This window comes from Marichromatium bheemlicum (genome assembly GCF_012276755.1).
GTDB classification, from domain to species: domain Bacteria; phylum Pseudomonadota; class Gammaproteobacteria; order Chromatiales; family Chromatiaceae; genus Marichromatium; species Marichromatium bheemlicum.
Window position 1 is genome coordinate 1 of record NZ_JAAXKX010000010.1, and the last position, 24,013, is coordinate 24,013.

17 protein-coding genes are annotated in these 24,013 nt (G+C 65.5%); 9 read left to right on the forward strand and 8 right to left on the reverse strand.

Translation table 11 applies throughout. The features are described from left to right. Nucleotides 1-256: 256 nt before the first annotated feature. Complete coding sequence (locus tag HF203_RS08510) at nt 257-1,402, forward strand: transposase (protein WP_168668659.1); 1,146 nt, start codon at nt 257-259, stop codon at nt 1,400-1,402. Between the two features lie 121 nt (nt 1,403-1,523). Here the strand turns inward: HF203_RS08510 and HF203_RS08515 are convergent, their stop codons facing one another. From HF203_RS08515 to nifE, 3 genes are all read right to left on the reverse strand, one after another. After that, the gene (locus tag HF203_RS08515; RefSeq protein ID WP_246221711.1) at nt 1,524-2,348 is read right to left on the reverse strand and encodes a formylglycine-generating enzyme family protein; all 825 of its coding nucleotides are present in this window, start codon (nt 2,346-2,348) and stop codon (nt 1,524-1,526) included. A gap of 352 nt (nt 2,349-2,700) precedes the next feature. Beyond that, complete coding sequence (gene nifN, locus HF203_RS08520) at nt 2,701-4,032, reverse strand: nitrogenase iron-molybdenum cofactor biosynthesis protein NifN (RefSeq protein WP_168668663.1); 1,332 nt, start codon at nt 4,030-4,032, stop codon at nt 2,701-2,703. Further along, nucleotides 4,020-5,390, reverse strand: coding sequence for a nitrogenase iron-molybdenum cofactor biosynthesis protein NifE (gene nifE, locus HF203_RS08525; RefSeq protein ID WP_210424706.1), 1,371 nt, complete (start codon nt 5,388-5,390; stop codon nt 4,020-4,022). The genes nifN and nifE overlap by 13 nt, the downstream gene beginning before the upstream one ends. 751 nt (nt 5,391-6,141) lie before the next feature. Between nifE and HF203_RS08530 the strand changes: the two genes are divergently transcribed. After that, entirely contained in the window at nt 6,142-6,750 is a 609-nt protein-coding gene (locus HF203_RS08530; protein WP_168668665.1) for a hypothetical protein, read from the forward strand. 220 nt (nt 6,751-6,970) lie between these two features. Here HF203_RS08530 and HF203_RS08535 read toward each other — a convergent pair whose 3' ends face one another. Beyond that, nucleotides 6,971-8,344: a helicase C-terminal domain-containing protein gene (locus HF203_RS08535; protein WP_210424707.1), complete on the reverse strand. Its 1,374-nt coding sequence runs from the start codon at nt 8,342-8,344 to the stop codon at nt 6,971-6,973. Between the two features lie 387 nt (nt 8,345-8,731). Beyond that, complete coding sequence (locus HF203_RS08540) at nt 8,732-9,748, reverse strand: DEAD/DEAH box helicase (protein ID WP_210424708.1); 1,017 nt, start codon at nt 9,746-9,748, stop codon at nt 8,732-8,734. 328 nt (nt 9,749-10,076) lie between these two features. Between HF203_RS08540 and HF203_RS08545 the strand changes: the two genes are divergently transcribed. From HF203_RS08545 to katG, 7 genes are all read left to right on the forward strand, one after another. Then, nucleotides 10,077-11,108 carry an AraC family transcriptional regulator gene (locus HF203_RS08545; protein WP_168668667.1) on the forward strand — a complete coding sequence of 344 codons (1,032 nt, stop codon included), beginning with the start codon at nt 10,077-10,079 and terminating at the stop codon, nt 11,106-11,108. A 241-nt stretch (nt 11,109-11,349) separates the two neighbouring features. Beyond that, on the forward strand, nt 11,350-13,056 hold the full coding sequence (locus tag HF203_RS08550) for an AMP-binding protein (RefSeq protein WP_168668669.1): 1,707 nt from the start codon (nt 11,350-11,352) through the stop codon (nt 13,054-13,056). Nucleotides 13,057-13,076: 20 nt separating this feature from the next. Next, complete coding sequence (locus HF203_RS08555) at nt 13,077-13,838, forward strand: SDR family NAD(P)-dependent oxidoreductase (protein WP_168668671.1); 762 nt, start codon at nt 13,077-13,079, stop codon at nt 13,836-13,838. Nucleotides 13,839-13,848: 10 nt separating this feature from the next. Next, nucleotides 13,849-15,036 carry an acetyl-CoA C-acyltransferase gene (locus HF203_RS08560; protein ID WP_343043898.1) on the forward strand — a complete coding sequence of 396 codons (1,188 nt, stop codon included), beginning with the start codon at nt 13,849-13,851 and terminating at the stop codon, nt 15,034-15,036. A gap of 13 nt (nt 15,037-15,049) precedes the next feature. After that, nucleotides 15,050-16,177, forward strand: coding sequence for an acyl-CoA dehydrogenase (locus HF203_RS08565; RefSeq protein ID WP_168668673.1), 1,128 nt, complete (start codon nt 15,050-15,052; stop codon nt 16,175-16,177). 14 nt (nt 16,178-16,191) lie between these two features. After that, nucleotides 16,192-16,965 carry an enoyl-CoA hydratase-related protein gene (locus HF203_RS08570; protein ID WP_168668675.1) on the forward strand — a complete coding sequence of 258 codons (774 nt, stop codon included), beginning with the start codon at nt 16,192-16,194 and terminating at the stop codon, nt 16,963-16,965. Between the two features lie 267 nt (nt 16,966-17,232). Further along, nucleotides 17,233-19,407 carry a catalase/peroxidase HPI gene (gene katG / locus HF203_RS08575; RefSeq protein ID WP_168668677.1) on the forward strand — a complete coding sequence of 725 codons (2,175 nt, stop codon included), beginning with the start codon at nt 17,233-17,235 and terminating at the stop codon, nt 19,405-19,407. Nucleotides 19,408-19,453: 46 nt separating this feature from the next. Here katG and HF203_RS08580 read toward each other — a convergent pair whose 3' ends face one another. The 3 genes from HF203_RS08580 to HF203_RS08590 form a co-directional block, all read right to left on the reverse strand. Then, entirely contained in the window at nt 19,454-21,472 is a 2,019-nt protein-coding gene (locus tag HF203_RS08580; RefSeq protein ID WP_168668679.1) for a TonB-dependent hemoglobin/transferrin/lactoferrin family receptor, read from the reverse strand. Between the two features lie 75 nt (nt 21,473-21,547). Next, a complete protein-coding gene (locus tag HF203_RS08585) occupies nt 21,548-22,999 on the reverse strand; it encodes an FMN-binding protein (RefSeq protein ID WP_168668681.1) in 1,452 nt (483 codons plus the stop codon). After that, nucleotides 22,986-23,903 (reverse strand): sirohydrochlorin chelatase, encoded by a 918-nt coding sequence (locus HF203_RS08590; protein ID WP_168668683.1) that lies wholly within the window; start codon nt 23,901-23,903, stop codon nt 22,986-22,988. Before HF203_RS08590 ends, HF203_RS08585 begins: the two co-directional genes overlap by 14 nt. Between the last annotated feature and the right edge of the window lie 110 nt (nt 23,904-24,013).

A 24,013-nucleotide genomic window follows, 5' to 3' on the forward strand; every position in this document is an offset into this window, starting at 1 on the left:
CACAGGCCGTCGGTTACCGTTAAGGATACCGTTAAGGACACCCAGAGCGCCGGGAAAAGCCGGCAAGAGATTGGAGGTGAAAGCCCTCTCCCCGGAAAGGTGTAGCGAACCGCCGGGACCCCGAGTCATGGGCCGGACTGTCCGCCAGGGCTATCGCATCTACCGTTAAGATCTACCGTTAAGGACACCCACTTACCGTTGACGCTCCCGAGGCCCTCTCCTACGCTTCCTCCAACACCTCCAGCGGAGATGCCCCATGACCCGTCCCCGCGCCTCGCTCGTCTCCTTGTCCGATACGCCCTGGTATCACGTCGTCACGCGGTGCGTGCGCCGGGCGTATCTCTGCGGCTTCGATCGGTTGACCGAACGGAGCTTCGAGCATCGGCGCGGGTGGGTGGAGTTGCGGTTGCGCCAGCTCGCGGGGGTGTTCGCAATCGATGTCGCGGCCTACGCGGTGATGAGCAATCACGTGCATCTGGTGGTGCGGGTGGATGCGGATCGCGCCGCTCAGTGGTCGGATACCGAGGTGTTGCGGCGCTGGCGCTGTCTGTTCCGCGGGCCTGTAGTGGTGGAGCGGTTTCTGTCGCCTGCGACGCGGGCGGGGATGACCGAGGCGGAGTTGGATCTGGTCGCGGAATTGGTCGCGACCTACCGGGCGCGGCTGGCGGATCTCTCGTGGTTCATGCGGGTGTTGAACGAGTCGATCGCGCGGGCGGCGAATCGGGAGGACGGGGTACGCGGACGGTTCTGGGAGGGACGCTTCCGCTCGCAGGCGATCCTCGACGAGACGGCGCTGTTGGCGGTGATGGCCTATGTCGATCTCAACCCGATCCGCGCCGGGATCGCGGAGACGCCGGAGGAGAGTGCGCATACCGGGATCGCGGCACGGATTGCCGACTTGCAAGGGGATGGGGATGAAGCAAAAGCGGCGCCACAGACCCGGCAAGGCCCATCGCATCCACCCTCCTCTCCAGCAGCAACATCCACGGAACCCACGACAGACGTGCGTAGCGCTGAACTCTGGGAAGCTGCTCTCAACCGTTTACCACCTGCCCCACTGATGCCATTCGGCAACACCGCCGAATGCCCCGCCGTCATTCCCTTCTCCTTCGACAATTACCTGACCCTCGTCGACTCGCTCGGCCGCGCCCTGCATCCGCGCAAGCGCGGGTCGATCCCGGCCGAGCTGCCCAAGATCCTCACCCGGCTCGGCATCGCCCCCGAGCGCTTCGTCGAGCACGCGGGTTTCCTGCTCAAGGGCTTCGGCGCTGCGATCGGCGCACCGGAACGGCTGACAGCGCTCGCGGCACGGCGCGAATGTCGCTATCTGCGTGGGGTCCGACGTGCTCGGGCGCTCTTCGCCGATAACAGCGCACCATCCCTAACGACTGCGGCTGCATGAGGGCACTCGTCCTCGCCCGCGGGGGCATCGGCCTGAACGACCGGCAACCGCGCGTCCGGGGGCGCCCCTTCGACACCAATCCAACGACGACGGCCAAGGTTTCGATCCCGATGGCGCTCGGCTATCGCTCCACCGTCTCGGTCTCGACCGAGCGCGCCAGACGCAGCCCGAAGCCATAGTGGCGGATGTCCGGGCCGTAGCGGAAGCGGAAGGCGGAGCGGGCGCCGTTGGGATAGAGATACCAGGCCCCGCCGCGCGCGATGCGCATCGGCGTGCCGTCGCGCATGCGCTGACAGTCCTGGGTCCAGGCGCTGCCGTCGCTCGGGGCGCCGACATAGTCTGGGTGGGCGCAGTCGGCGACCCACTCCCAGACGTTTCCGTGCACCTCGTAGAGTCCCCAGGGGTTGGCCGGCTTGCTGGCCACCGGATGGGGCTGCTCGTGCGAGGAGAAGAGATGCCAGACGTGGCGGTTCAGCGCTCGCTCATCCTCGCCGTCGCCGAACCAGTAGTCGGTCTGGGTGCCGGCGCGGGTGGCGTATTCCCACTCGGCCTCGCTCGGCAGACGATAGCCGCCGCCCAGATCCGGGCGCTGGTTGAGCGCGCGCACGAAGGCCTGGGCGTCCTTCCAGGAGACCTGCTCGACCGGGTTGTCCGGGTCCTTGAAGTGGGACGGGTTCTCGCCCATCACCGCCTGCCATTGCCGCTGGGTGACCTCGGTCTCGGCCAGATAGAAGGGTTGGGCAATGGTGACGCGGTGCACGGGCTGCTCGCCCTTGTCGCAGCGCTGGCGGATCGTGTCGCAGCCCATCTGAAAGCTGCCGGCCGGGATCAGGCGGAAGGTCATGCCCAGCGCGTTGGTGTCGGTGGCGGGCGGCGCGGCGAGGCTCGCGCCGGTGAGCAACAGGCCGACGAGCAGCAGGCCGAGCGGGAGGACAGATGGGGGCATCCTGGTGGTCATGGGTGTGAGACTGCGCGGGTACGAGGTTGGTGAGTGGGCCGATGCGGATCGGCCAAGCGGACCCAAGCGGGTACGACTTCAAGCGCGACCTGCCTGCTGGCGCGCTCGACCATGGGGCGAGCAGCGGCCGCTTCGCGGAGCAATGATTCTTGTCGGGATTATCGGCGCTTCTCGGGCAGTCTTACGCTGAGGTTTCGCAATCGGGCGCTGCCCTGCCCCGCTCGATCTGGCGCCGCGATCAGCGAATCACGGCGCCAGCAGCGGATCTCACCGCGCGGCTCACCCGACCGAGGCCCGCGCCCCATCGGATGAACCGCGCGTTTGGTGACGGCGTCACGCGTCAGGCAGCGGCCCCCTGCTGCTTGATCCGTTCACGCGCGTGGTGAACCTCCGCCTCGCGCATCCGCTCGGCGGCATTGGCGATGTCGAAGAGGAAGTAGGCCCCGCCCTCGTAGAGCACGTCATTCTTCAGGGCGCTGCCGATCTCCTCATAGTTGGGGAAGCCGCGCATCACCGCGCGCTTCCCCACCCGATGCGCCAGGGCCTCGGTGTGGAAGTTGCCGATGATGATGTCGTAGTCGTCACACAGCTGCTCGGCATCCTCGAGGTCTCCGACGATCACCCGATCGGCCTCGATGGCGCCGAGGACCGGTGAGTCGACCGTGGCGATCGCCAGGGCGACCTTGCCGCCCACCTCGCGCAAGGAGGCGGCCATGGCCGCCAGGTGATCGGGCTCGGCGACCAGCAGGAAGCGGGTCTGTCCGATGGAGAAATGGCTGTCGAGCATGGCGTCCTGCAGGCGCTTGCGCCAGCGCTCCACCACCGCCGGAGGGGTGTCCCGAGCGCTCGTCTCGAGCAGCCAGGCGACCAGCTCGTCGGTCCCGACCAGACCGCTCACATGGGCGAAGTGTCGATGCCGGATGGCCGGATTCTTCTTCTGCAGGGTCGCGCCGACGGGCTTGACCGAGGCCCCGACGGTGACGACCGTGCCCGCGTCCGCCAGCCCCTCGAGTTCGGCGACCGTCACCCCGCCACCGCTCAGCGACGCCTGTTTCTCCCCCAGGTGATTGTCGAGGGACGAGGACAGATCGGGCACGGCGACGACCTCGAAGCCGAATGCCTCGATGAACTCCCGCAGCTTCTCCACCTCGATCGGCTGCATGCTGACGTGGGGGACCAGGACGACCTTGCGCGCGTCGGTGCGCTCGCACGGCTCGGTGAGCTGCTCGATCAGCGCCTGGACGGTCAGGGTCCAGCCGCTCTCCAGCCCGCCCTGGTAGTCGGGGGTATTCACATAGACCAGGGGTGCCTCGATCTTGCTGGCGACGCCCCGAAGATCGTCCCCCTTGGTCTCGGTCAGCCCGGTGGTATGCACGCCGATCAACGCCGGGGAGACCTTGTCGCCGATGTTCTTGATCGACTCGGTGATGCTGTAGTCGCCGCCATCCAGCACCGCCGTCACATCGGTCACGGCGGTCGTCTGCAGGGCGATGGGCTCGCAGAAATGACGGGTGAACATCACCTTGGTGAAGCTCGCGCAGCCCTGGGCGCCGTGCATCAGCGGCATGCAGCGGTCGACGCCGAGGAACGCCAGGGTCGCGCCCATCGGCTGCGAGAGTTTATGCGGGTTGACCTGCAACGGTTTGCCCGTCTTGCGTCTTACTTCCGCCATGGTGCCTTCCTGTCGACCAGTTCGAAGACCGGATTCTGCAGTGAGTTCTTGAGGTCCTCGGCGAGGACCAGGAGCCCGTCGTAACCGCCGTAGCTCTTCTTCTTCTCCTGATTGACGTCGGTGAAGGCAATCCGCTTCTTGATTGCGGTATAGAGCGAGCGACCGCCGGCCAGGAGCAGATGGGCCCCGGTGTCGTCGATCACCTGCGCCTGCTGACTCGCCGGGCTGGTCATCAGGATGGCGTCCTCGCCGAGGTATTGACGCGCCTTGGCCTTGTCCGCCTCGGTCGACTTGCGCACCGAGGTCGCCACCACCTCGATGCCCAGGTCCTGTAACGCCGAGGCGATCGACCAGGACTTGTTGCCACCGGTGTTGAGCACCGCCTTCTTGCCGGCGAAGACCGCCCGGTAGGGGATCAGCGTCTCCTCCAGTCGCGCCTCCTCGCGGGCGATCAAGGCGCGGGTGCGGGCGATCAGGTCGGCATCGCCCAGCGCCTCGGCGATGGCCAGGATGCTGTTCGAGGTATCGGTCATGCCGTAGAAGGAGCAGGAGATCCAGGGAATCCCATATTGTTCCTCCATCTTGCGGGTCATGGAGATCAACGACTTGGCGCAGACGATCACATTGAGCTTGGCGCGATGGGCAGTGCGGATGCTGGCGATGCGACCGTCGCCGCTGAAGGTCGAGCGCACGCGGATGCCGAGCTCCTCGAGCAGATGACGGTAACGCCACAGCTCGCCGGTGTTGTTGTGCTCGCCGATCAGGTTGATGTCGAAGGGGGTGGTGTCCTCCGGCTCCTTGGTCCCGATCAGGTGGCGCAGCACCGCCTCCCCGGCGATGCGGCTGCCCAGATTCTTGGCACCGACGAAGCCGGGGGCATGCACCGGCACGCAGGGCGTGCCGTGTCTCTCGCTGCCCTGCCTGCAGACGGCGTCGATGTCGTCCCCGGTCAGCGCGGTGACACAGGTCGAGTAGACGAAGACGGCCTCGGGCGCATAGTGCGTGATGACATGGTCGATCGCCTCGGCCAGCTTCTTCTCGCCGCTGAAGACGACATCGTTGGTGTTGATGTCGGTGGCGAAGCCGGTCTGGGTCAGGTCGCGACCGGGCCAGCTCGTCGGCGTCAGACGCGTCTCCCAGGCCCCGCCGACGCAGGACATGGGACCATGGATCAGGTGGGCGGCATCGGCGAAGGGAAACAGGGCGATCTGGGCGCCGTCGAGGGCGCAACCGCCGGTGGTGGCCCCAGGCGTGGGCGTGTTGCAAGGTCCTTTCTTGTGGCCCTTGTTGTGTTCGCAGGCGCTCTCGACGAGCAACTCTTTGATCTTCGGTTTTGACGACACGAGCAGGCCTTCCATTCAGAGGGTTCCGGATCGGCAGAATGGCCCTGACGGCGCTTCCCCCGCTTCTTCATCCATCGGTTCGAGAAAGTTGTGAGAAAAGGGACATTCTTCGATGAGAGAAAAGCGACAATCGATCATCAATTTCCCCAGTGACGGCATTGAACGGCCCCGCATGTGAGTCTCCATGCACGATCAATGCCGTTTTCAGCTCCTGCTCGATATCGATGGCCCTTGGGGACCGGCGCAGGGATCCCGCCCCGGTCTGATCGGGACAGCTCCCCGCACACCTAGCCGATCTCTGCCCGTTCACCGGGCGACGAAAGGTGTCGCCGCACGGTTTCATTTCTCCTCGTCACACGCACATCGACCAGGCAGGCCGTCCGGCTCGCCCAGGGCTATCGCATCAAGCACCCCTAATATTCGATTACGCTAATATTAGATATAATTCAAAGCGATAGGGGGTTCTGCACTCGTTGCTTAAGACGAGGTTTCGCCGAGGGCTCGCTTCTTGGCGCCATGATCAAGACGAAGCCTCGCTCCAGTTGCGGATCTTGTCTTGCACAGTCCGAGATCTTTCGTGGGAATAAGGACGGAGTTTCGATGCACGATGGCGACAATAGACTGATATCAAAAGATATTGGCATCTTATAATATTAGAGATCCTTGATGCGATAGCCCTGCCGGCTCGCCCCCCCGGGTTCAAGCAGACGACCTGGAGCGGCCGTTCTCCCCACCACAGATGACATTCAATGGATGGAAGACACCGATGAAACCAACCCGCATGTTGCGACGACTCTCCACACCCGGCGCCCTAGCGCTGATGCTCTCGGCGCCGCTGCAGGCGACCACCGAGCACGACAACGAGGTCTTCTTCGCCATCACCGGGGTGAAGAGCTTCGAGTTCACCGAGACCGGTCACTCGGTGAGCAAAGGGCAGCCCTACAGCGGCGTCACCTCCGGGGTGAGCAAGGACGGGGAAGAGGCGCGGATCGTGGTCAAGGCGGGACGCCACAAGACGAAGGCGGTGGCGCAATGGTTCAAGGACGCGGTGAACGCGGGACCGGGGCAGACCCTGGCGTGTGACAGCAAGGGCAACTTCCCCGACGAGCTGAACTTCGCCGTCGAGGGCACACTGGAGATGCAGATCGGCGACAAGCAGATCACCTGCAAGGACATCCTCATCGCCCAGGGCAGTTTCACCACAACCAACAACTGGTGGATGGGTGGACCGCAGATGCAGGGCGCTCACGTCTCGCTGAGCGGCGCCACGCTCCAGACCTGCTCGGCCAAGGGATCGCTGCTGCCGGTGGCGGTGGTCTTCAGCCCACAGACGCCCTGCGCCAATCACTTCAACATCAGCATCGGATCACTCTGAGGGGACGGACACGTCCCGCCTCGGCATCGAGGCGGGACGTGCTCATGCGTCCGCTCGGCCAGGCCGACGAGGGATCAGAGAAAGAAAAGGACACCCAAGAAGAAGCGAGAACTTGGAGGCTTGGAGTGAGTTGTGTGTAAGGAGATGGCTTTGACTGACCGCGGATTCAGATGAAGACAAGAGAGTGCCAGTTACGTCCCGTGTGATCTGTGGCGGATCTCTACTTAGCCCTTTGAGCAACTGTACACATCTCGACAATCTGTCCTGCTGTCAACCGATAGTGCTGAAGTTGCTTCATCACTTCTTTAGCCTCTCTGAATCCTCCAGAGATAGCCAGGGATTCAGAATAGTCGCGAACCGCTTTTCGGAGTCTTTTAAGCCCATCGTCATTCACAATTCGTATCTCTTCATGCGGTGACGCAGCGAATTCGAAGATCGTCTTTGGGTGAACTATGATGGGCGTCATAGAGCATGTGGCGTCGTACTTCTCATGGAACCAGTTGATGGATCCGTTCAGTTGATTGGTGTCACCTTTCGAAATCTTTTCCGCCCTTACGGCTCCGCTCTTGCACTCGATAACCAGGTATTTAAGCTCGCCGAGTGCCCAAAGATTATCCGGACCTCGACCCAGTGTTTCCTCCGGTCGCTGCGATCCGAATCCCAACAGTCCACCCAAATCCTGCACAGCAGCCTCAAACCGTTTAGCTCCTGCCTCTCCCCAATCGAGATCGTCAAGCAGGCCATTTACCCAGATGAGTAAATCGTTACCTTCTAGAAACTTTTCCTCCATGAAGCTCACAGCCGCCGCAGCTTGCCCAATAACAGGTGCGCTGAGCTTTTTATATGTAGCACCGGCAATTGGCTTTAGTACACGCGGGTTATCGCTCAATGCAGATAATTGCAGCTCCTGCGCTTTCGAAGGAATCTTAAAGTTGGTGTATTCAGCTAGTTGTTGCTTGAGAAACCCCTTAACCGCAAGTTCCTCTTCTTCATTGACGGCTTCCTGTGCTTTACCAAAGGCGACATCATACCTTTCGATCCGGATAGCGTCGAACGCTTCCCGAAGCTTTATTTGATTAAAATTCAGATAACCTTCAGTTAAATCCGGTGCATTTACGACACAGTTTCTACCGGCTTGCACCCACTGGTCATTCTGCTTGAGGCATAGATTAATAATCTGCTTCAGCTCTTCAATGGGTTGGCCACGAACCTGCGCTGCAACCTCCTTTCCAAGGGTGATCTGAGCACGGGTCGCTGACGAGAACATCTGCTCGGCCTCGGGCATGTTTAATCTCTGAGTCAACTTCCCTCCAAGTAACAATACCACGCAGTGGTCGTCGCTTGATCGCACGCCGCGCCCCATGCCTTGCTCGATTCGCTGGACCTGTCGCACCAACTGACGCTTAGTGCCGTCAAGAAGTTTCATCTCTAGGCGTTCAACCAGGCCGTACACTTCGGGGAGGCCATCAATGACAAGCAACTCGCACGCTTTCGCTGGCAGGTCAATACCGTCGTACTTGTTAATGAGTACAGTTAGGCCGACGTGGCTCTTCTTGAGAGCATCGATCCCTTGGCGGATGTTGTTCTTGTCCAAGATCTGGTCGGCTACTTGACTCCAGAAGCCAGCTCGTAGCTTAGAGGGCACGATGACAACGACGTTCACTTCCTTTGAAATATCAGATACGAAGCTTCTGAGTTCCTCGACTGTACAGTCCGGGCAGGGCTATCGCATCAAGCACCCCTAATATTCGATTACGCTAATATTAGATATAATTCAAAGCGATAGGGGGTTCTGCACTCGTTGCTTAAGACGAGGTTTCGCCGAGGGCTCGCTTCTTGGCGCCATGATCAAGACGAAGCCTCGCTCCAGTTGCGGATCTTGTCTTGCACAGTCCGAGATCTTTCGTGGGAATAAGGACGGAGTTTCGATGCACGATGGCGACAATAGACTGATATCAAAAGATATTGGCATCTTATAATATTAGAGATCCTTGATGCGATAGCCCTGACAGTCCGGGTTGATTTCCTGAGGCGCGAGGATCATTCGATCCCCTATGTCGCCACCTCCCCTTGGTCTTATGGGTTGAGCAACATCGCCTGCGTTTGCCTTAAAATGGCTGACCAAAATCGTGTCGTCGGCTAGCGTCGCCGTCATATAAATGCGCCTTTGTGCGGCGTGGAAGGCAGAGACGCGGTCGATGGGGATAAACCGTGGTGCAATCTCAAGTCGGCCTCCCCCAAAAACACAGGAGCAAAACGGGATGCAGTCGCTCAGCAGCGGCCAATTCCATTGAAGTTCTTCGGTATTCCTATTGCGGTGAAGGAGAGCAATGATTTCGTCTTTGCGATTTTGCCAAGCCCAGTACGGCACTGCCATGACAATGCTGGGGTCGTTATCTTTAACGTCGAGCAGTCCGGACGGCGATTGATCTTGCAGATCCCTTTCGAAGATCTTTAACAGTTCGTCGTAGACTGGGCTTCCCGCTTTTGATTTTATGCAGAACTGATCATGCACAACACCTAAGCACGCGTGGGCATCGTCGATCACAACGCTGCCAATCGGGATCTTCGTTTCACCTATACCGAATACCGAGCGCCCGTTGAAGAGCTTGAATACATTGGCGACCAGGATAGAACGGCCCGCCATAAACTCTGGATTCTTTTCGTCACTTGTCGCGGGGATGCCTAGCGCCTCAGCTTCGGCAAGCACTTGATCCACTAGGAAACTGTCAGGAGTTATATAGACAGCCGGCTTCACGTTTTCGTTGAGTGAACTCTGAAGGCAAAGCAGGCCGACCACTGTTTTTCCACCACCAGTGTTCATTTTAATTGTCAAATCCTTTGCGGCTCTACGGCAATGCCACGCATCTAGGACATCCGCTTGTTCATCTAGTGGACGTTTGAATCTGACATCACGTTTTAGTGTGGTGAATATCTTTCGCGGATCAGTCTGCTTCGATACTGCTCCAGCGTTCAACTTCCCGAAGTCTAATACCATTCTACCCTCTCAAAATCCAGCGTTCCTAAACGCTCAATATTTACACTAATTGTTGCGCCCCGTGTGATCATATTCCCCGTCGAAGCTATCTTTTGTTCCGAGCCCGCGAGGTGTTGGAGCTTCTGATTCACGAAGCCACCGCTCGCGCAACATTCCACAGCCCGGGAGCCTGATCATCGGTGGACATCCGTTTGCACAAGAATGCCCGCACCACCCTACAACACCCAGTTGCCGTTACCAGCAACCGCGCGAAGCCCCCACCCTACGGCACTACCTCGGCCATGTTGTACCATCGGGGTCGGCCCGAGTCAGGACACCCGGTCAACACATGCCGTTACGCAAGCCCCCCGAGAAGGACACCATCTCCATGCAGCTGGTTCGCGAGGCGCTGCAGCAGTGCTGCGAGCCGGGCGCAGCCACCGATGCGGTACTGGGCGCAGCCGGTATCGATCCCGCGCGCTGGGCGTGCAACGACGCCCGCGTCTCGGCCGCCGCCTATGGCCGGCTGTGGCGGCTGCTCGCGCGTCGTCTCGACGACGAGTTCTTCGGCATGAACCCGCGCCGACTCCGGTGCGGCAGCCTGGCCTTCCTCTGTCGCTCGTCGATGGCGCAGGAGACGCTCGAGGCGGCGCTGGCCTCGGCGCTGGCCTTCCTGTCGTTGATGCTCGATGCGATGTCGGCGCGGCTGGTGCGCCAGCAGGGGTTGGCGGAGATCGTGCTGCACGAGGGGGATGCCCCTCCCCGCCGGGCCTTCACCTATTTCACCTATTGGATGATCGTGCACGGCGCGGCCTGCTGGCTGTCGGGGCGACGTATCCCGATCCTGGCGATCGATCTGCGCTGTCCGGCGCCGGCGTTCTGCGACGACTATCGGGTGATGTTCTCGGAGAACCTGCGTTTCGACCAGCCGCGCACGCGGATGATCGTCTCGGCCGACTGTCTGGACCTGCCGGTCAGGCGCAGCGAGGCCGAACTCGCGCACTTCCTCGCCCAGGCCCCGGCCAACATCCTGGTCAAGTACCGCGACCCGCAGAGCCTGGCGAGCCGGATCCGCAACGATCTGCGCCAGCTGCCTGCCGAGCAGTGGCCGCGGGCCGAGGTCCTGGCGCAGCGGCTGCACATGTCGACCTCGACCCTGCGGCGGCGTCTCGCCGAGGAGGGACAGACCTATCAGGGGCTCAAGGACGGCGTGCGCAAGGAGCTGGCCATCGGCTGGCTGGCCGAGCCGCAGCTCGGTTTCGCCGAGATCGCCGAGCGGCTGGGCTTTGCCGACGTCAGTTCCTTCTACAAGGCCTTCCGCAAGTGGTGTGGCTCGAACCCGGGGCACTATCGCAGCCTGATCCTCGACGCCTCCGGCTGATCCCGACCCGTCGCCCCGCTATCCCAGCACGCCCGACGCTGGTCCAGCCCCCGAGCGCGCCCCAGTCCATCAGCATATTTGCATGATCGACAATTCGATCGCTGTTGTTCAAATCGCTCAGACAACTTGAGCCCTTCGACCATTGTCCGCCAACCCGTGCCACGCCAGTATCACGACGGCATGACCGCATGCTCCATGCGGAGCGATCCCAATCACCAAAAGGACGCGGGGGACACTGGCGATGCGCGACTACCAAGCAGCGATCACGCAGTTCGATCATCGAGGGGCCGCCGAGGCGGCGCTCTCGGGCAGCCTCAGGGCACTCAATGCCTGTATCGAGTGTTGCGACCGACATGCCGACTCCGACGACATCGCCCTGTTCTGGGAGGGCGAGGACGGCCGCAGCGCGACCCATACCTTCGCCGAGCTCAGGGACCGCGCCGCACGGCTGGCCAACTTCCTGCGCGCGCAGGGCATCGGCCAGGGCGACACCGTCGCCGGGCTGCTGCCGCGCCGGGTTGAACTGCTGATCACCGTGCTCGCCACCTGGCGGCTCGGCGCCGTCTACCAGCCGCTCTTTACCGCCTTCGGGCCCAAGGCAATCGACTACCGGTTGACCACCTCAGGGGCCAGGGTGGTGATCACCGACGGGCGCAACCGCGCCAAGCTCGACGATATCGAGGCCACGCCCCAGGTCGTCACCATCGACACCCCAACGAATGGACGGGATCACGACTTCTGGGCCGTGCTCGAACAGCACTCGAGCGACTGTGCGCCGGTGATGCTCGACGGCGAGGCCCCCTTCCTGCTGATGTTCACCTCCGGCACCACCGGACCGGCCAAGGCGCTGCACGTGCCGCTGAAGGCGATCGTCGCCTTCCAGGGCTATATGCGCGACGCGGTGGACCTGCGCCCCGACGACGCCTTCTGGAACATCGCCGATCCGGGCTGGGCCTATGGCGTCTACTTCGGCGTCACCGGTCCGCTGTCGCTGGGGCACGCGACGACCTTCTACGAGGGCCCCTTCACGGTCGAGAGCACCAGCCGGGTGATCGAGCGGTACGGCATCACCAACCTCGCCGGCTCCCCCACCGCCTATCGGCTGCTGATCGCCGGGGGCGAGACCTTCGCCGCGGCGGCGCGCGGTCGGCTGCGCGTGGTCAGCAGCGCCGGCGAACCGCTGAACCCGGAGGTGATCCGCTGGTTCGCGCGCCAGCTCGATGTGGTCATCCACGACCACTACGGCCAGACCGAACTCGGCATGGTGCTGTGCAATCACCACGCGCTGCGCCACCCGGTGCACCTCGGCTCGGCCGGGTTCGCCTCGCCGGGGCATCGCATCGTCGTGCTCGACGAACAGCAGCGTGAGCTGCCGCCGGGCCAGCCGGGCATCCTCGCGCTCGATCGCAGCCAGTCGCCGCTGTTCTGGTTCGGCGGCTATCTCAACGCCCCGACCAACGCCTTCGTCGGCGACTACTACCTCAGCGGCGACACCGTGGAGCTCAACCCGGACGGCAGCATCAGCTTCGTCGGGCGCAGCGACGACGTCATCACCACCTCGGGCTATCGCGTCGGGCCCTTCGACATCGAGAGCGCGCTGATCGAGCATCCGGCGGTGGTCGAGGCGGCGGTGGTCGGCAAGCCCGACCCGGAGCGCACCGAGGTGGTCAAGGCCTTCGTGGTGCTCGGCCCGGACCATGAACCAGCGCCCGAGTTGACCCCGGCAGAGGTCGAGGCCCAAGCCGCCGCGCTGGCCGAGGAGCTGCGCCAACACGTGCGCGAGCGCCTGGCCGCGCACGCCTATCCGCGCGAGATCGAGTTCGTCGCCGAGCTGCCTAAGACCTCCAGCGGCAAGCTGCAGCGCTTCATCCTGCGCAACCAGGAGATCGCCAGGATGCGCGAGGCGGCCACCGGGCAACCCGCCGAGGCGCACGCCGCCTCGGCCTGAAGGGAAAAAAGGAGAGCAGGATGCAGATCGAAGACAAGGTCTTTCTCGTCAGCGGCGGGGCCTCCGGGCTGGGCGCGGCCACCGCCGAGATGCTGATCGGCGCCGGCGCGCGGGTGATGCTGGTCGACATCGACGCCGCGGCACTGGCCGAGCGGGCCGAGCAACTCGGCTGTCGCGCCAGCCGCGCCGACATCCGTGACGAGGCCGCGGTCGAGGCCGCGCTCCAGGACACCCTCGCCGCCCACGGCGCCCTGCACGGACTGATCAACTGCGCCGGGGTCGCGCACGGCGAGAAGATCCTCGGTCGCCAGGGCCCGCACGCCCTGGACGGGTTCCGTCGGGTGATCGACATCAACCTCATCGGCAGCTTCAACCTGATGCGCCTGGCCGCACCGCTGATCGCCGAGAACGCGCCCGACGCCGACGGCGAGCGCGGGGTGATCGTCAACACCGGCTCGATCGCCGCCGCCGACGGCCAGATCGGTCAGGCCGCCTATGCCGCCTCCAAGGGCGCCGTCGCCAGCCTCACCCTGCCGGCGGCGCGTGAGCTGGCGCGCTTCGGCATCCGCGTGATGACCATCGCCCCGGGCATCTTCGAGACCCCGATGATGGCCGGGATGAGCGAGGAGGTGCGCGCCTCGCTCGCCGCCGGCGTGCCCTTCCCGCCCCGGCTCGGGCGCCCGGCCGAGTACGCCGCGCTGGTCCGCACGATCGTCACCAACCCCATGCTCAACGGCGAGGTGATCCGTCTCGACGGCGCCTTGCGCATGGCCGCCAGATAGAGGAGTCGTCATGATGGACCAGGATCCGATCGTCATCGTCAGCGCTGCCCGCACCCCGATGGGCGGCTTCCAGGGCGTGCTCGGCGGGCTCACCGCCCCGCAGCTCGGCAGCGCCGCGATCGGCGCCGCCGTCGAGCGCGCCGGCATCAGCGCCGACAGCATCGACGAGGTGCTGTTCGGCTGCGTGCTGCCCGCCGGGCTGGGCCAGGCACCGGCGCGTCAGGCCGCGCTCGGCGCCGGGCTGGATCAGTCGACGCGCTGCACCACCATCAACAAGATGTGCGGCTCGGGCATGGCGGCGGCCATCCACGGCCACGACATGCTGCTCGCCGGCAGCGCCGAGGTGGTGGTCGCCGGGGGCATGGAGAGCATGTCCAACGCCCCCTATCTGCTCGATCGCGCCCGCGGCGGCTATCGCATGGGGCATGGCCGGGTGCTCGACCACATGTTCCTCGACGGCTTGGAAGACGCCTACGACAAGGGCCGGCTGATGGGCACCTTCGCCGAGGACTGCGCCGCGGCCAACGGGCTCGACCGCGAGACCCAGGACGCCTTCGCCATCGAGTCGCTGACCCGCGCCCAGCGGGCGATCGACGACGGGCACTTCCGCGACGAGATCACCCCGCTGCAGGTGCGCATCGGCAAGGAACAGCGGCTGATCGTCGACGACGAGCAACCGCCGCGCGCCCGGCTCGACAAGATCCCCGGGCTGCGACCGGCGTTTCGCGAGGGCGGCACCGTCACCGCCGCCAACTCCAGCTCGATCTCCGACGGCGCCGCCGCGCTGATCCTGATGCGCCGCGCCGAGGCCGAGCGCCGCGGGCTGGCGCCGCTGGCGGTGATCCACGGCCACGCCGCCTTCGCCGACGCCCCGGCGCGCTTCCCGGAGGCGCCGATCGGTGCGATCGAGCGGCTGATGCACAAGACCGGCTGGTCGCTCGACACCGTCGACCTGTTCGAGATCAACGAGGCCTTCGCGGTGGTCACCCTGGTGGCGATGCAGAAACTCGCCATCCCCCACGACAAGGTCAACGTCCACGGCGGCGCCTGCGCCCTCGGTCATCCGATCGGCGCCTCGGGCGCGCGCATCCTGGTCACCCTGCTCGCGGCACTGCGCCAGCGCGGTCTGAGGCGCGGCGTAGCGAGCCTGTGCATCGGTGGTGGCGAGGCCACCGCGATGGCCATCGAGTGTCTGTAGGAGGATCCGGCCCATGCTGCCCAACGAAGAACAACGCCTGCTCGGCGAGGCCGCGCGTCAGTTCGCGCAGAGGCGTCTCGCCCCCTTCGCCGCCGAGTGGGACCGCGAGCACCGCTTCCCCGAGGCGGCCATCGCCGAGATGGGGGAACTCGGCTTTCTCGGCATGCTGGTGCCCGAGCAGTGGGGCGGCAGCGACACCGGCTATCTCGCCTATGCCATGGCGCTCGAGGAGATCGCCGCCGGCGACGGCGCCTGCTCGACCATCATGAGCGTGCACAACTCGGTGAGCTGCATGCCGATCCTGCGCTTCGGCGACGCTGCCCAGAAAGACCGCTTCCTCACCCCCATGGCCAGCGGCGAGCTGCTCGGCGCCTTCGCCCTGAGCGAGCCCCAGGCCGGCTCCGACGCGCGCCAGCTCAAGACCCGGGCGCGCCGCGAGGGCGATCACTACGTGCTCGACGGCTGCAAGCAGTTCATCACCTCGGGGCGCACCGCCGGGGTGGTGATCGTCTTTGCCGTCACCGACGCGGCGGCCGGCAAGCGCGGCATCAGCGCCTTCATCGTGCCCACCGACAGCCCCGGCTACAGCGTCAGCCGGGTCGAGGACAAGCTCGGCCAGCGCGCCTCGGACACCTGTCAGCTCCTGCTCGAGGGGGTGCGGGTCCCGGTCGAGAATCGGCTCGGCGCCGAGGGCGAGGGCTACCGCATCGCCCTGGCCAACCTCGAGGGCGGGCGCATCGGCATCGCCGCGCAGTCCGTCGGCATGGCGCGCGCCGCCTTCGAGGCCGCGCGCGACTACGCCCGCGAGCGCGAGAGCTTCGGCAAGCCGATCATCGAGCACCAGGCGGTGGCCTTCCGGCTCGCCGACATGGCCACCCAGATCGCCGTCGCCCGCCAGATGGTGCACCACGCCGCGGCCCTGCGCGATGCCGATCAACCGGCGCTGGTGGAGGCCTCGATGGCCAAGCTGTTCGCCTCGGAGATGGCCGAGCGGGTCTGCTCCTCGGCGCTGCAGACGCTCGGCGGCTACGGCTATCTCAGCGACTTCCCGATCGAGCGCATCTATCGCGACGTCCGTGTCTGTCAGATCTATGAGGGCACCAGCGACATCCAGCGTCTGGTGATCTCGCGCAATCTCTGAGCAGGAGCCGCCCCATGAGCGATCGTCCCATCCAGTTGCAGATCCACGACCGCGTCGGTCTGATCACCCTCGAGCGTCCGGAGGCGCTCAACGCACTCGACGCCCGCTTGATCCGCGAACTCAACCACGCGCTCGACGAACTGGAGGCCAACCCACGGATCGGCTGTATCGTCATCACCGGTTCGGAGCGGGCCTTCGCCGCCGGTGCCGACGTCAAGGAGATCGCCGATCTCGGCTATCCCCAGACCTATGTCGACGACCTCTGCGGCGACAGCGACCGCATCGCCGCCCGGCGCAAGCCGATCATCGCCGCGGTCAACGGCTTCGCCCTCGGCGGCGGCTTCGAGCTGGCGCTGATGTGCGACATCATCCTCGCCGGAGAGGGTGCTCGGTTCGGCCTGCCGGAGACCAACCTGGGGGTGCTTCCGGGGATGGGCGGCACCCAGCGCCTGACCCGCGCCGTGGGCAAGTCCAGGGCGATGGAGATGTGTCTCACCGGACGGCTGATCGACGCCGCCGAGGCCGAGCGCTACGGTCTGGTCGCGCGCGTCGTGCCCGCCGCCCGGCTGCTCGACGAGGCGCTCGACACCGCGCGGCTGATCGCCGCCAAGTCGATCCCGATCAGCATGATGCTCAAGGAGAGCGTCAATCGCGCCTTCGAGGTCGGGCTCACCGAGGGCGTGCGCTTCGAGCGACGGGTGTTCCACGCCGCCTTCGCCACCCACGACCGGCGCGAGGGCATGGCCGCCTTCATCGCCAAGCGCGAGGCGCACTTCGAGGACCGCTGAGCCGCCACCGCTGCCTGCCACGGGGCGGGCAGCGGTCCCGCCCCCTCTCCCGCCGCAGCCCCGCCCGTGGCTGATCCGCGCCCGAGCGGTCTGCACGATTCGCGCATCAACACAAATCATAAAGACCAACCTGATCGCTATCGCCGATGGAGTGAATGCAGCCAAACGATTAGCGCCCGCTCGCCCTGCCTCCTACGCTGATGCCATACCGCACACGCCGCGACGGCGGTGCATTCCAATCGACGCATCCACGAACGGAGATCCGCGATGAACCAGCAAACGCCCCAGGGGGCCGGCAAGTGTCCGGTGATGCACGGCGCGAACACCACCGTGGGCGCCACCAACATGGACTGGTGGCCGAAGGCGCTCAACCTCGACATCCTCCACCAGCACGACCGCAAGAGCGACCCGATGGGCGCGGACTTCGACTATCGCAAGGCGCTCGAACAGCTCGACGTCGAGGGCCTCAAGCGCGACCTGCACGCGCTGATGACCGACAGCCAGGCGTGGTGGCCCGCCGACTGGGGACACTATGGCGGGCTGATGATCCGCATGGCCTGGCACGCCGCCGGCAGCTATCGCATCGCCGACGGGCGCGGCGGCGCCGGCACCGGCAACCAGCGCTTCGCCCCGCTCAACAGCTGGCCGGACAACGTCAACCTCGACAAGGCGCGCCGCCTGCTGTGGCCGATCAAGAAGAAGTACGGCAACCGCGTGAGCTGGGCCGACCTGATCGTGCTCGCCGGCACCATCGCCTATGAGTCGATGGGGCTCAAGACCTTTGGCTTCGCCTTCGGGCGCGAGGACATCTGGCACCCCGAGCAGGACATCTACTGGGGCTCGGAGAAGGCGTGGCTGGCCCCCACGGACAACCCCGAGAGCCGCTACTCCGGCGAGCGCGACCTGGAGAACCCGCTGGCGGCGGTGATGATGGGGCTGATCTACGTCAACCCCGAGGGGGTCGACGGCAACCCCGACCCGCTGCGCACCGCGCGCGACGTGCGCGAGACCTTCGCCCGCATGGCGATGGACGACGAGGAGACGGTCGCCCTCACCGCCGGCGGTCACACCGTCGGCAAGTGTCACGGCAACGGTGATGCCGCCCTGCTCGGTCCCGAACCCGAGGCCGCCGCCCCCGAGGATCAGGGGCTCGGCTGGATCAACAAGACCACCCGGGGGATCGGTCGCGACGCGGTCACCAGCGGCATCGAGGGCGCCTGGACGACCCACCCGACGCGCTGGGACAACGGCTATTTCGACATGCTGCTGGGTCACGAGTGGGCGCTAGCGAAGAGCCCGGCCGGGGCCTGGCAGTGGCAACCGGTCGAGATCGCCGAGGCCGACCGTCCGGTCGACGTCGAGGACCCGTCGATCCGACGCACCCCGATCATGACCGACGCCGACATGGCGATAAAGATGGACCCGGCCTACCGCAAGATCGCCGAGCGCTTCCACCAGGACCCGGCCTACTTCTCCGAGGTCTTCGCCCGCGCCTGGTTCAAGCTCACCCATCGCGACATGGGTCCCAAGGCGCGCTATATCGGCCCCGACGTCCCCGCCGAGGACCTGATCTGGCAGGACCCGATCCCCGCCGGTCCGACCGACTACGACGTCGAGGCGCTCAAGGCGCGGATTGCCGAGAGCGGTCTCGGGGTCGGCGAGCTGGTCGCCACCGCCTGGGACAGCGCCCGCACCTTCCGCGGCTCGGACCTGCGCGGCGGCGCCAATGGCGCGCGCATCCGGCTCGCGCCGCAGAAGGACTGGCCGGGTAACGAGCCCGAGCGGCTGGGCCGGGTGCTCGGGGTGCTCGAGGGCATCGCCAGGGCGTCCGGCGCGAGCCTCGCCGACACCATCGTGCTCGCCGGCAACGTCGGGGTCGAGCAGGCGGCGCGCGCCGCCGGGTTCGAGATCCACCTCCCCTTCGCCCGCGGTCGCGGCGACGCCAGCGCGGAGATGACCGACGTCGACTCCTTCGCACCGCTCGAACCCGTCCACGACGGCTATCGCAACTGGCTCAAGCAGGACGGCACCGTCAGCCCCGAGGAGCTGCTCCTCGACCGCACCCAGCTGATGGGCCTCACCGCCCCCGAAATGACGGTGCTGATCGGGGGCATGCGGGTGCTCGGCACCAACCACGGCGGAACCCACCACGGGGTGTTCACCGATCGCGTCGGGGTGTTGAGCAACGATTTCTTCGTCAACCTCACCGACATGGGCTATCGCTGGGAGCCGACGGGCGAGAACCGCTACGAGATCCGCGACCGCGCCAGCGGTGAGCTGCGCTGGAGCGCGACCCGGGTCGACCTGGTGTTCGGCTCCAACGCCGTCCTACGCGCCTATGCCGAGGTCTATGCCCAGGACGACAACCGCGAGAAGTTCGTCAACGATTTCGCCGCCGCCTGGACCAAGGTGATGAACGCCGATCGCTTCGATCTGGTCTGACCCCCTGTCGCGCCCCGCGCCGAGCCGGCGGCGCGGGGTGCGATGCTCAGAAGCGATAGCTCAGGGTCGCCTTGAGGTTGCGCCCCGGCCCCTTGAGCGCGGAGAGATAGGGCTGGTAGTCCTCGTCGAACAGGTTGTCGATGCCGAGGTCCAGGGTGAGATCGCGGTGCGGACGCCAGGTCAGCCAGAGGTCGTGGAGCTGATGGCTGTCGGCGGGCGTGCCGTCGACCGGCACCCGGTCCTGCTCGGCGACGAAGCGCGCGCGCCAGCCCAGCTCGACGCGTTGCTCAGGCAGCCGCAGCCCGGCCTCGAGCTGCCAGGTATCAGGCTGCACGCTCGAGAGCGGCTCGCCACTGCGCTTGTTCTCACCCCGGGTGCGGGCGAAGAAGGCGTTGGCGAACCAGCGCCCGGCATCATAGCCGGCCTCCAGCTCGAAGCCCTCGAGCTTGGCCGAATCGACGTTGCGGAAGCTCGTCACCCCGCCACGCTGGGGGTTACCCGGCACCGGATAGAAGACGAACTGCACGATCTGATCGATGAAGTCGTCGACATCGTTGCGGAAGGCGCGCGCCTGGAAGCGAGCGCGATCGCCCGGGGCGAACAGGTCGTCGCGATGCAAGCGGATGCCGATCTCCTTGTTGTGCGCCTTCTCGGGCTCGAGATCGGGATTGGGCACGAACAGGTTCCGACACCCTGGGCCACAGCTGAAATGGGTCCCGGAGACATAGAGCTCGGAGACACCGGGGGCGCGGAAGGCCTCGTTGTAGCTCGCCTGCAGCGACAACCAGTCGGTGACGGCGACATCCACCCCCAGCTTGGCTGAGAAGGCGCTGTCGTCGTGATCCTCCAGCGTCGCGTCATCGCTCTCGCGGGTGTAGCGGTCCCAGCGCACCCCGGGGATCAGGGTCCAGCGCTCGCCGATCATGATCTCGTCCTGGAGGAAGAACCCGAGCACCTCGCCCTCGCCGTCGGGGTAGCTCGGACGCGCCGCGCCGTTGCGGCTGGCCTCGACGCTGTCGCGATGCCACTCGAGGCCGTAGCTCAGCAGCTGCGCCAGCGCGCCCTCGCCGGAGAAGCGCATCTGGTTGCGCAGATCGATCCCCAGGGTCTCGATCTCGGTCTCGTCCTCGCGCCCGTCGTGCAGCCGGGTCTCGTCGATGTCGGTGAGGTTGCGATAGAGGGTCAACGCCGGGTTGAACCAGGGCTGGTCCGGGGCCTCGTGGCGATAGCGCAACGCCAGATTGGTCTGCTGGATGTCGCGATCGAGCAGGTCCTCGGCGGTGGCGGCGATCTGGGCGTTCGACGGCACCTCGCCGGAGAGCTCGCCGCCCATCAGCGAGAGCCCGAAGTGGTTGACCCCGTCCGGGGTCCAGTTGAGCTTGCCGAGCCCGGAGAAGCGTTCGTAGCCGGAGTGGTCGAGATCGCTGCCGTCGCCGAGGGCGACGTCACCGGCCTCGCGATAGGAGAGGTTGAGCAGGTAGTCGAGCCCGTCGGTCGGCGCGCCATAGACCGCCGCCGCCCCCAGCCACTCGTCGTTGACGTCCTGATAGCCGGTCTTGACCAGCCCGCCGATGCGTTGCCCCGGGCGCAGCAGCTCGGCCGCCTCCCGGGTCTGCAGCGCCACCACCCCGCCAAGCGCACCACTGCCCCAGAGCGCCGAGGCCGGACCGCGTTGCACCTCGACGCGTTCGAGCAACTCCGGTTCGACGAAGATCCGCGCGCTGTGCGAGCGCGAGAAGTTCTGGCGCACCCCATCGATCAGATAGAGCAGCCGCGTATCACCGATCCCACGGATGGTCAGCTGTTGTCCGGCCGGGCGCGGCCCGCCGCCGAGGGCGACGTTGGGCAGGGTCTCGAGCACCTCGCCGATGGTGCTCGGCTGGGCCTGGTCGAGCTGCTTGCGCTCGACCACGCTGACCGACTCGGGCAGGGTGTCGACGGCGCGTTCGGTACCGGTGGCCACCACCGAGATGGTCGGCAGGCGGGTCTCTGCGGCCAGCGATTGCGACAGGGCCAGCAGGGCGCAACAACCGACCAGCCTCGGAAACGAAGCGGGTTGGGACATCATGGATTACCTCGAAGTACAAGACTGACGTGGCTGGCGGCCGGATCACGGCGAGCTGGCTGGCGTCGGGATGGTTCAGGGGGCCGAGGCGCGCGCGGGTCGAGGGATCGGCAGCGGCACCGACACCCTGGCACGCCGTCGTCGTGGCGGGCGCACCGCGCGGGCAATCAGGTCGAGCACGGCACCGGTCGGACACAGCAACCGACACCACAGCATCGGTACCCAGGCCGAGACCCGCAGCACCAGAAAGAGCGCCACCAGGAACCACAGTGAACTGAAATCAAGCGTGAACAGCTCGGGGAAGAGCTCGAAACCACTCCAGTGCTCGACGCCGAGCACGACCCCACTGATCAGTACCAGCGCCAGCGTCAACCGCAGCCAGTACATGGCGCGATTGCCGAGCGGCCAGTGACGCCAGCGCGAACGTCGATCGAACCGCGCGACCAAGCGCTGGGCCTGGCCAAAGGGACAGAGGTGGCGACAGTAGGTGTTGTCGTCCCAGATCGCGCCGAGCACCACCAACACCGCATAGCAGCCCACCAGCGCCGAGACCGAGACCCCGAGCAGCGGATGGAGCAGGTTGAGATAGGTGAAACCGAGATTGAACAGGAAGCCGAGCGTGACCAGGCTGGTCACCCCGAGTAGGGTCAGCTCGGTCCGGTCCAGCCGCCAGCGCCGCTGCCAAAGCAACGCGAACAGCACCAAGATCAGGACCAGTTGCCACTTCCAGCGCTCCGAGAGCGGCGCCTCCAGGGCAAAGCCCTGGACGGTGTGGTCGAGATAGTCGTCGAGCACGGGACCGGCGCTGCTGATCAACTCGTCGAGCGCCCGCGCCAGAGCCTGCGAGGTCAGGGTCGCACCACTCACCGCATCGACCCGATGCAGCCCCGGGGTGAGTTCGACGGCCCGGGCGCGGTCGTAGAACCCGGCGCTCTCGACCCGATGCAGATAGCTCGGGGTCTCGCGCGAGTCGAGCAACACCAGCTCGCGCACCCCACCCTCGGCGTCGAGATAGACACCGATACGCAGCGGTCCGGCGAATCCGCGTACCCGGGTGTCGAGCGCGAGATTGTCGAGATAGAGCCCACGATAGCGCCCGGCGCGATCGCGCCGCTCGGCCAGCGGCAGGGTCTCGGTGGCTCGTGCCACCGCACCATAGCCATCGGGATCGGCGGCAGCGGCGCGGTGCGCCAAGGCAGCGGCCGCCTCACCCGGGCTGCGCCGGACCTGACCCGTCCCCCCGAGCAGACCGAAGGGGGCGTCGAGAGCGCGCGGCGCGCCATCGAGCAGTGCATAGCCGTGTCCCTGAGTGGGGACCGCGCCGGCCATCAGCCCGAACCCCGTGCTTGTCCCCGGCCCCGACTGGCCGATCAGCCGCGGCTGCGCGTGCGACGGATCAATGGGATCGATACGGAAACTGGGCCCGGTCTCGGTCGGTTCGCTGCCGGCCCACAGCACCGCCACGGTGACGGCGAGCAGCAGGGTCGCGGTGATCCGACGCCGACCAAGCCGCTCAAGCGCCACCATCGAGGCTCTTCCTCACGATCTCGACCACCCAGTCGTTGAGACCGGCATCGGGCAGGATGGCATCGCCGGCATAGAGCACCCGACTGTGATCCGAACTCTGTGCCACCGCTGTCCCGATGATCTCATCCTGGAAGTCAGGATCGACGGCCACCAGCACCGGCAGCACCGCCGCCCGATCCTCCAGCTCCAGCACCTGCTCGATGGCGCGCAGAGTCGGCTCGGGTGAATAGTCGACCAGGTGTCCGCACCAGGAATAGGCGACGGTATCGATCCCGGCCTTGAGCTTGAGATAACGCCCGATGTCGCCGACCAGGGCCTCCCACTGCTGGTTGTAACTGGCATCGCCGTAGGCCACCAGCACCACGCCGGTGTCCTCGGTCTCGCCGGCGAGCGCCTGAGTACGACGCAGCAGATTCTTCTTGAGCAGTGAGGAGAAATCGAGCATCGGGGTCAGGGTGACCCGGGCCTCGGGACGGTAGAGTTCGATCTCCTCCTCGGCGAGCTTGGCCATGACCTTGGGGTCGGCCTTCATGCCGAGGATGGTGGGGATGTCGTCGAGCGAGTGCGAGCTGACGGTGAGAAACAGCGGCACCACGATCACCTCGTCGAACCCGGCCTCGTCGAAGGCGCGCATCTGGGTGCTGATCGAGGGTTCGGTGTACTCCATGAAGGCGGTGCGCACCTCGGCGACCCGCCCGTCGGCCGTGATGCGATCGCGCACCGAGTGCTCGACATCGACGAGCATGTCGCGCCAGTTCTTCGAGTGCGAGCCGTGGCTGACCAGCAGCACCCCGACCCGGCTCCCTTGAGCGCCCTCCTCCGAGACCGACTCACCGCACCCGCTCAACAGTAGCGGCAGCAGCAACAGGGCGCCAAGCACCCCCAGCAACGAGCGTTTGTTCATAACAGTGGATCGACTCCTCAATCGCGAATGCTTTCCCCTATGTCTTGCAGGGGGATGATGATTTCGGCGCCGATAATATTGGTTTCGAGAATCATTATCAATTGAGAGAT

What these genes read in the sequence shown, in the direction of transcription:
- HF203_RS08510 (WP_168668659.1), top strand. Translation starts at nt 257, where the DNA reads ATGACCCGTCCCCGCGCCTCGCTCGTCTCCTTGTCCGATACGCCCTGG.
- HF203_RS08515 (WP_246221711.1), bottom strand. Translation starts at nt 2,348, where the DNA reads ATGCCCCCATCTGTCCTCCCGCTCGGCCTGCTGCTCGTCGGCCTGTTG.
- nifN (WP_168668663.1), bottom strand. Translation starts at nt 4,032, where the DNA reads ATGGCGGAAGTAAGACGCAAGACGGGCAAACCGTTGCAGGTCAACCCG.
- nifE (WP_210424706.1), bottom strand. Translation starts at nt 5,390, where the DNA reads ATGGAAGGCCTGCTCGTGTCGTCAAAACCGAAGATCAAAGAGTTGCTC.
- HF203_RS08530 (WP_168668665.1), top strand. Translation starts at nt 6,142, where the DNA reads ATGAAACCAACCCGCATGTTGCGACGACTCTCCACACCCGGCGCCCTA.
- HF203_RS08540 (WP_210424708.1), bottom strand. Translation starts at nt 9,748, where the DNA reads ATGGTATTAGACTTCGGGAAGTTGAACGCTGGAGCAGTATCGAAGCAG.
- HF203_RS08545 (WP_168668667.1), top strand. Translation starts at nt 10,077, where the DNA reads ATGCCGTTACGCAAGCCCCCCGAGAAGGACACCATCTCCATGCAGCTG.
- HF203_RS08550 (WP_168668669.1), top strand. Translation starts at nt 11,350, where the DNA reads ATGCGCGACTACCAAGCAGCGATCACGCAGTTCGATCATCGAGGGGCC.
- HF203_RS08555 (WP_168668671.1), top strand. Translation starts at nt 13,077, where the DNA reads ATGCAGATCGAAGACAAGGTCTTTCTCGTCAGCGGCGGGGCCTCCGGG.
- HF203_RS08560 (WP_343043898.1), top strand. Translation starts at nt 13,849, where the DNA reads ATGATGGACCAGGATCCGATCGTCATCGTCAGCGCTGCCCGCACCCCG.
- HF203_RS08565 (WP_168668673.1), top strand. Translation starts at nt 15,050, where the DNA reads ATGCTGCCCAACGAAGAACAACGCCTGCTCGGCGAGGCCGCGCGTCAG.
- HF203_RS08570 (WP_168668675.1), top strand. Translation starts at nt 16,192, where the DNA reads ATGAGCGATCGTCCCATCCAGTTGCAGATCCACGACCGCGTCGGTCTG.
- katG (WP_168668677.1), top strand. Translation starts at nt 17,233, where the DNA reads ATGAACCAGCAAACGCCCCAGGGGGCCGGCAAGTGTCCGGTGATGCAC.
- HF203_RS08580 (WP_168668679.1), bottom strand. Translation starts at nt 21,472, where the DNA reads ATGTCCCAACCCGCTTCGTTTCCGAGGCTGGTCGGTTGTTGCGCCCTG.
- HF203_RS08585 (WP_168668681.1), bottom strand. Translation starts at nt 22,999, where the DNA reads ATGGTGGCGCTTGAGCGGCTTGGTCGGCGTCGGATCACCGCGACCCTG.
- HF203_RS08590 (WP_168668683.1), bottom strand. Translation starts at nt 23,903, where the DNA reads ATGAACAAACGCTCGTTGCTGGGGGTGCTTGGCGCCCTGTTGCTGCTG.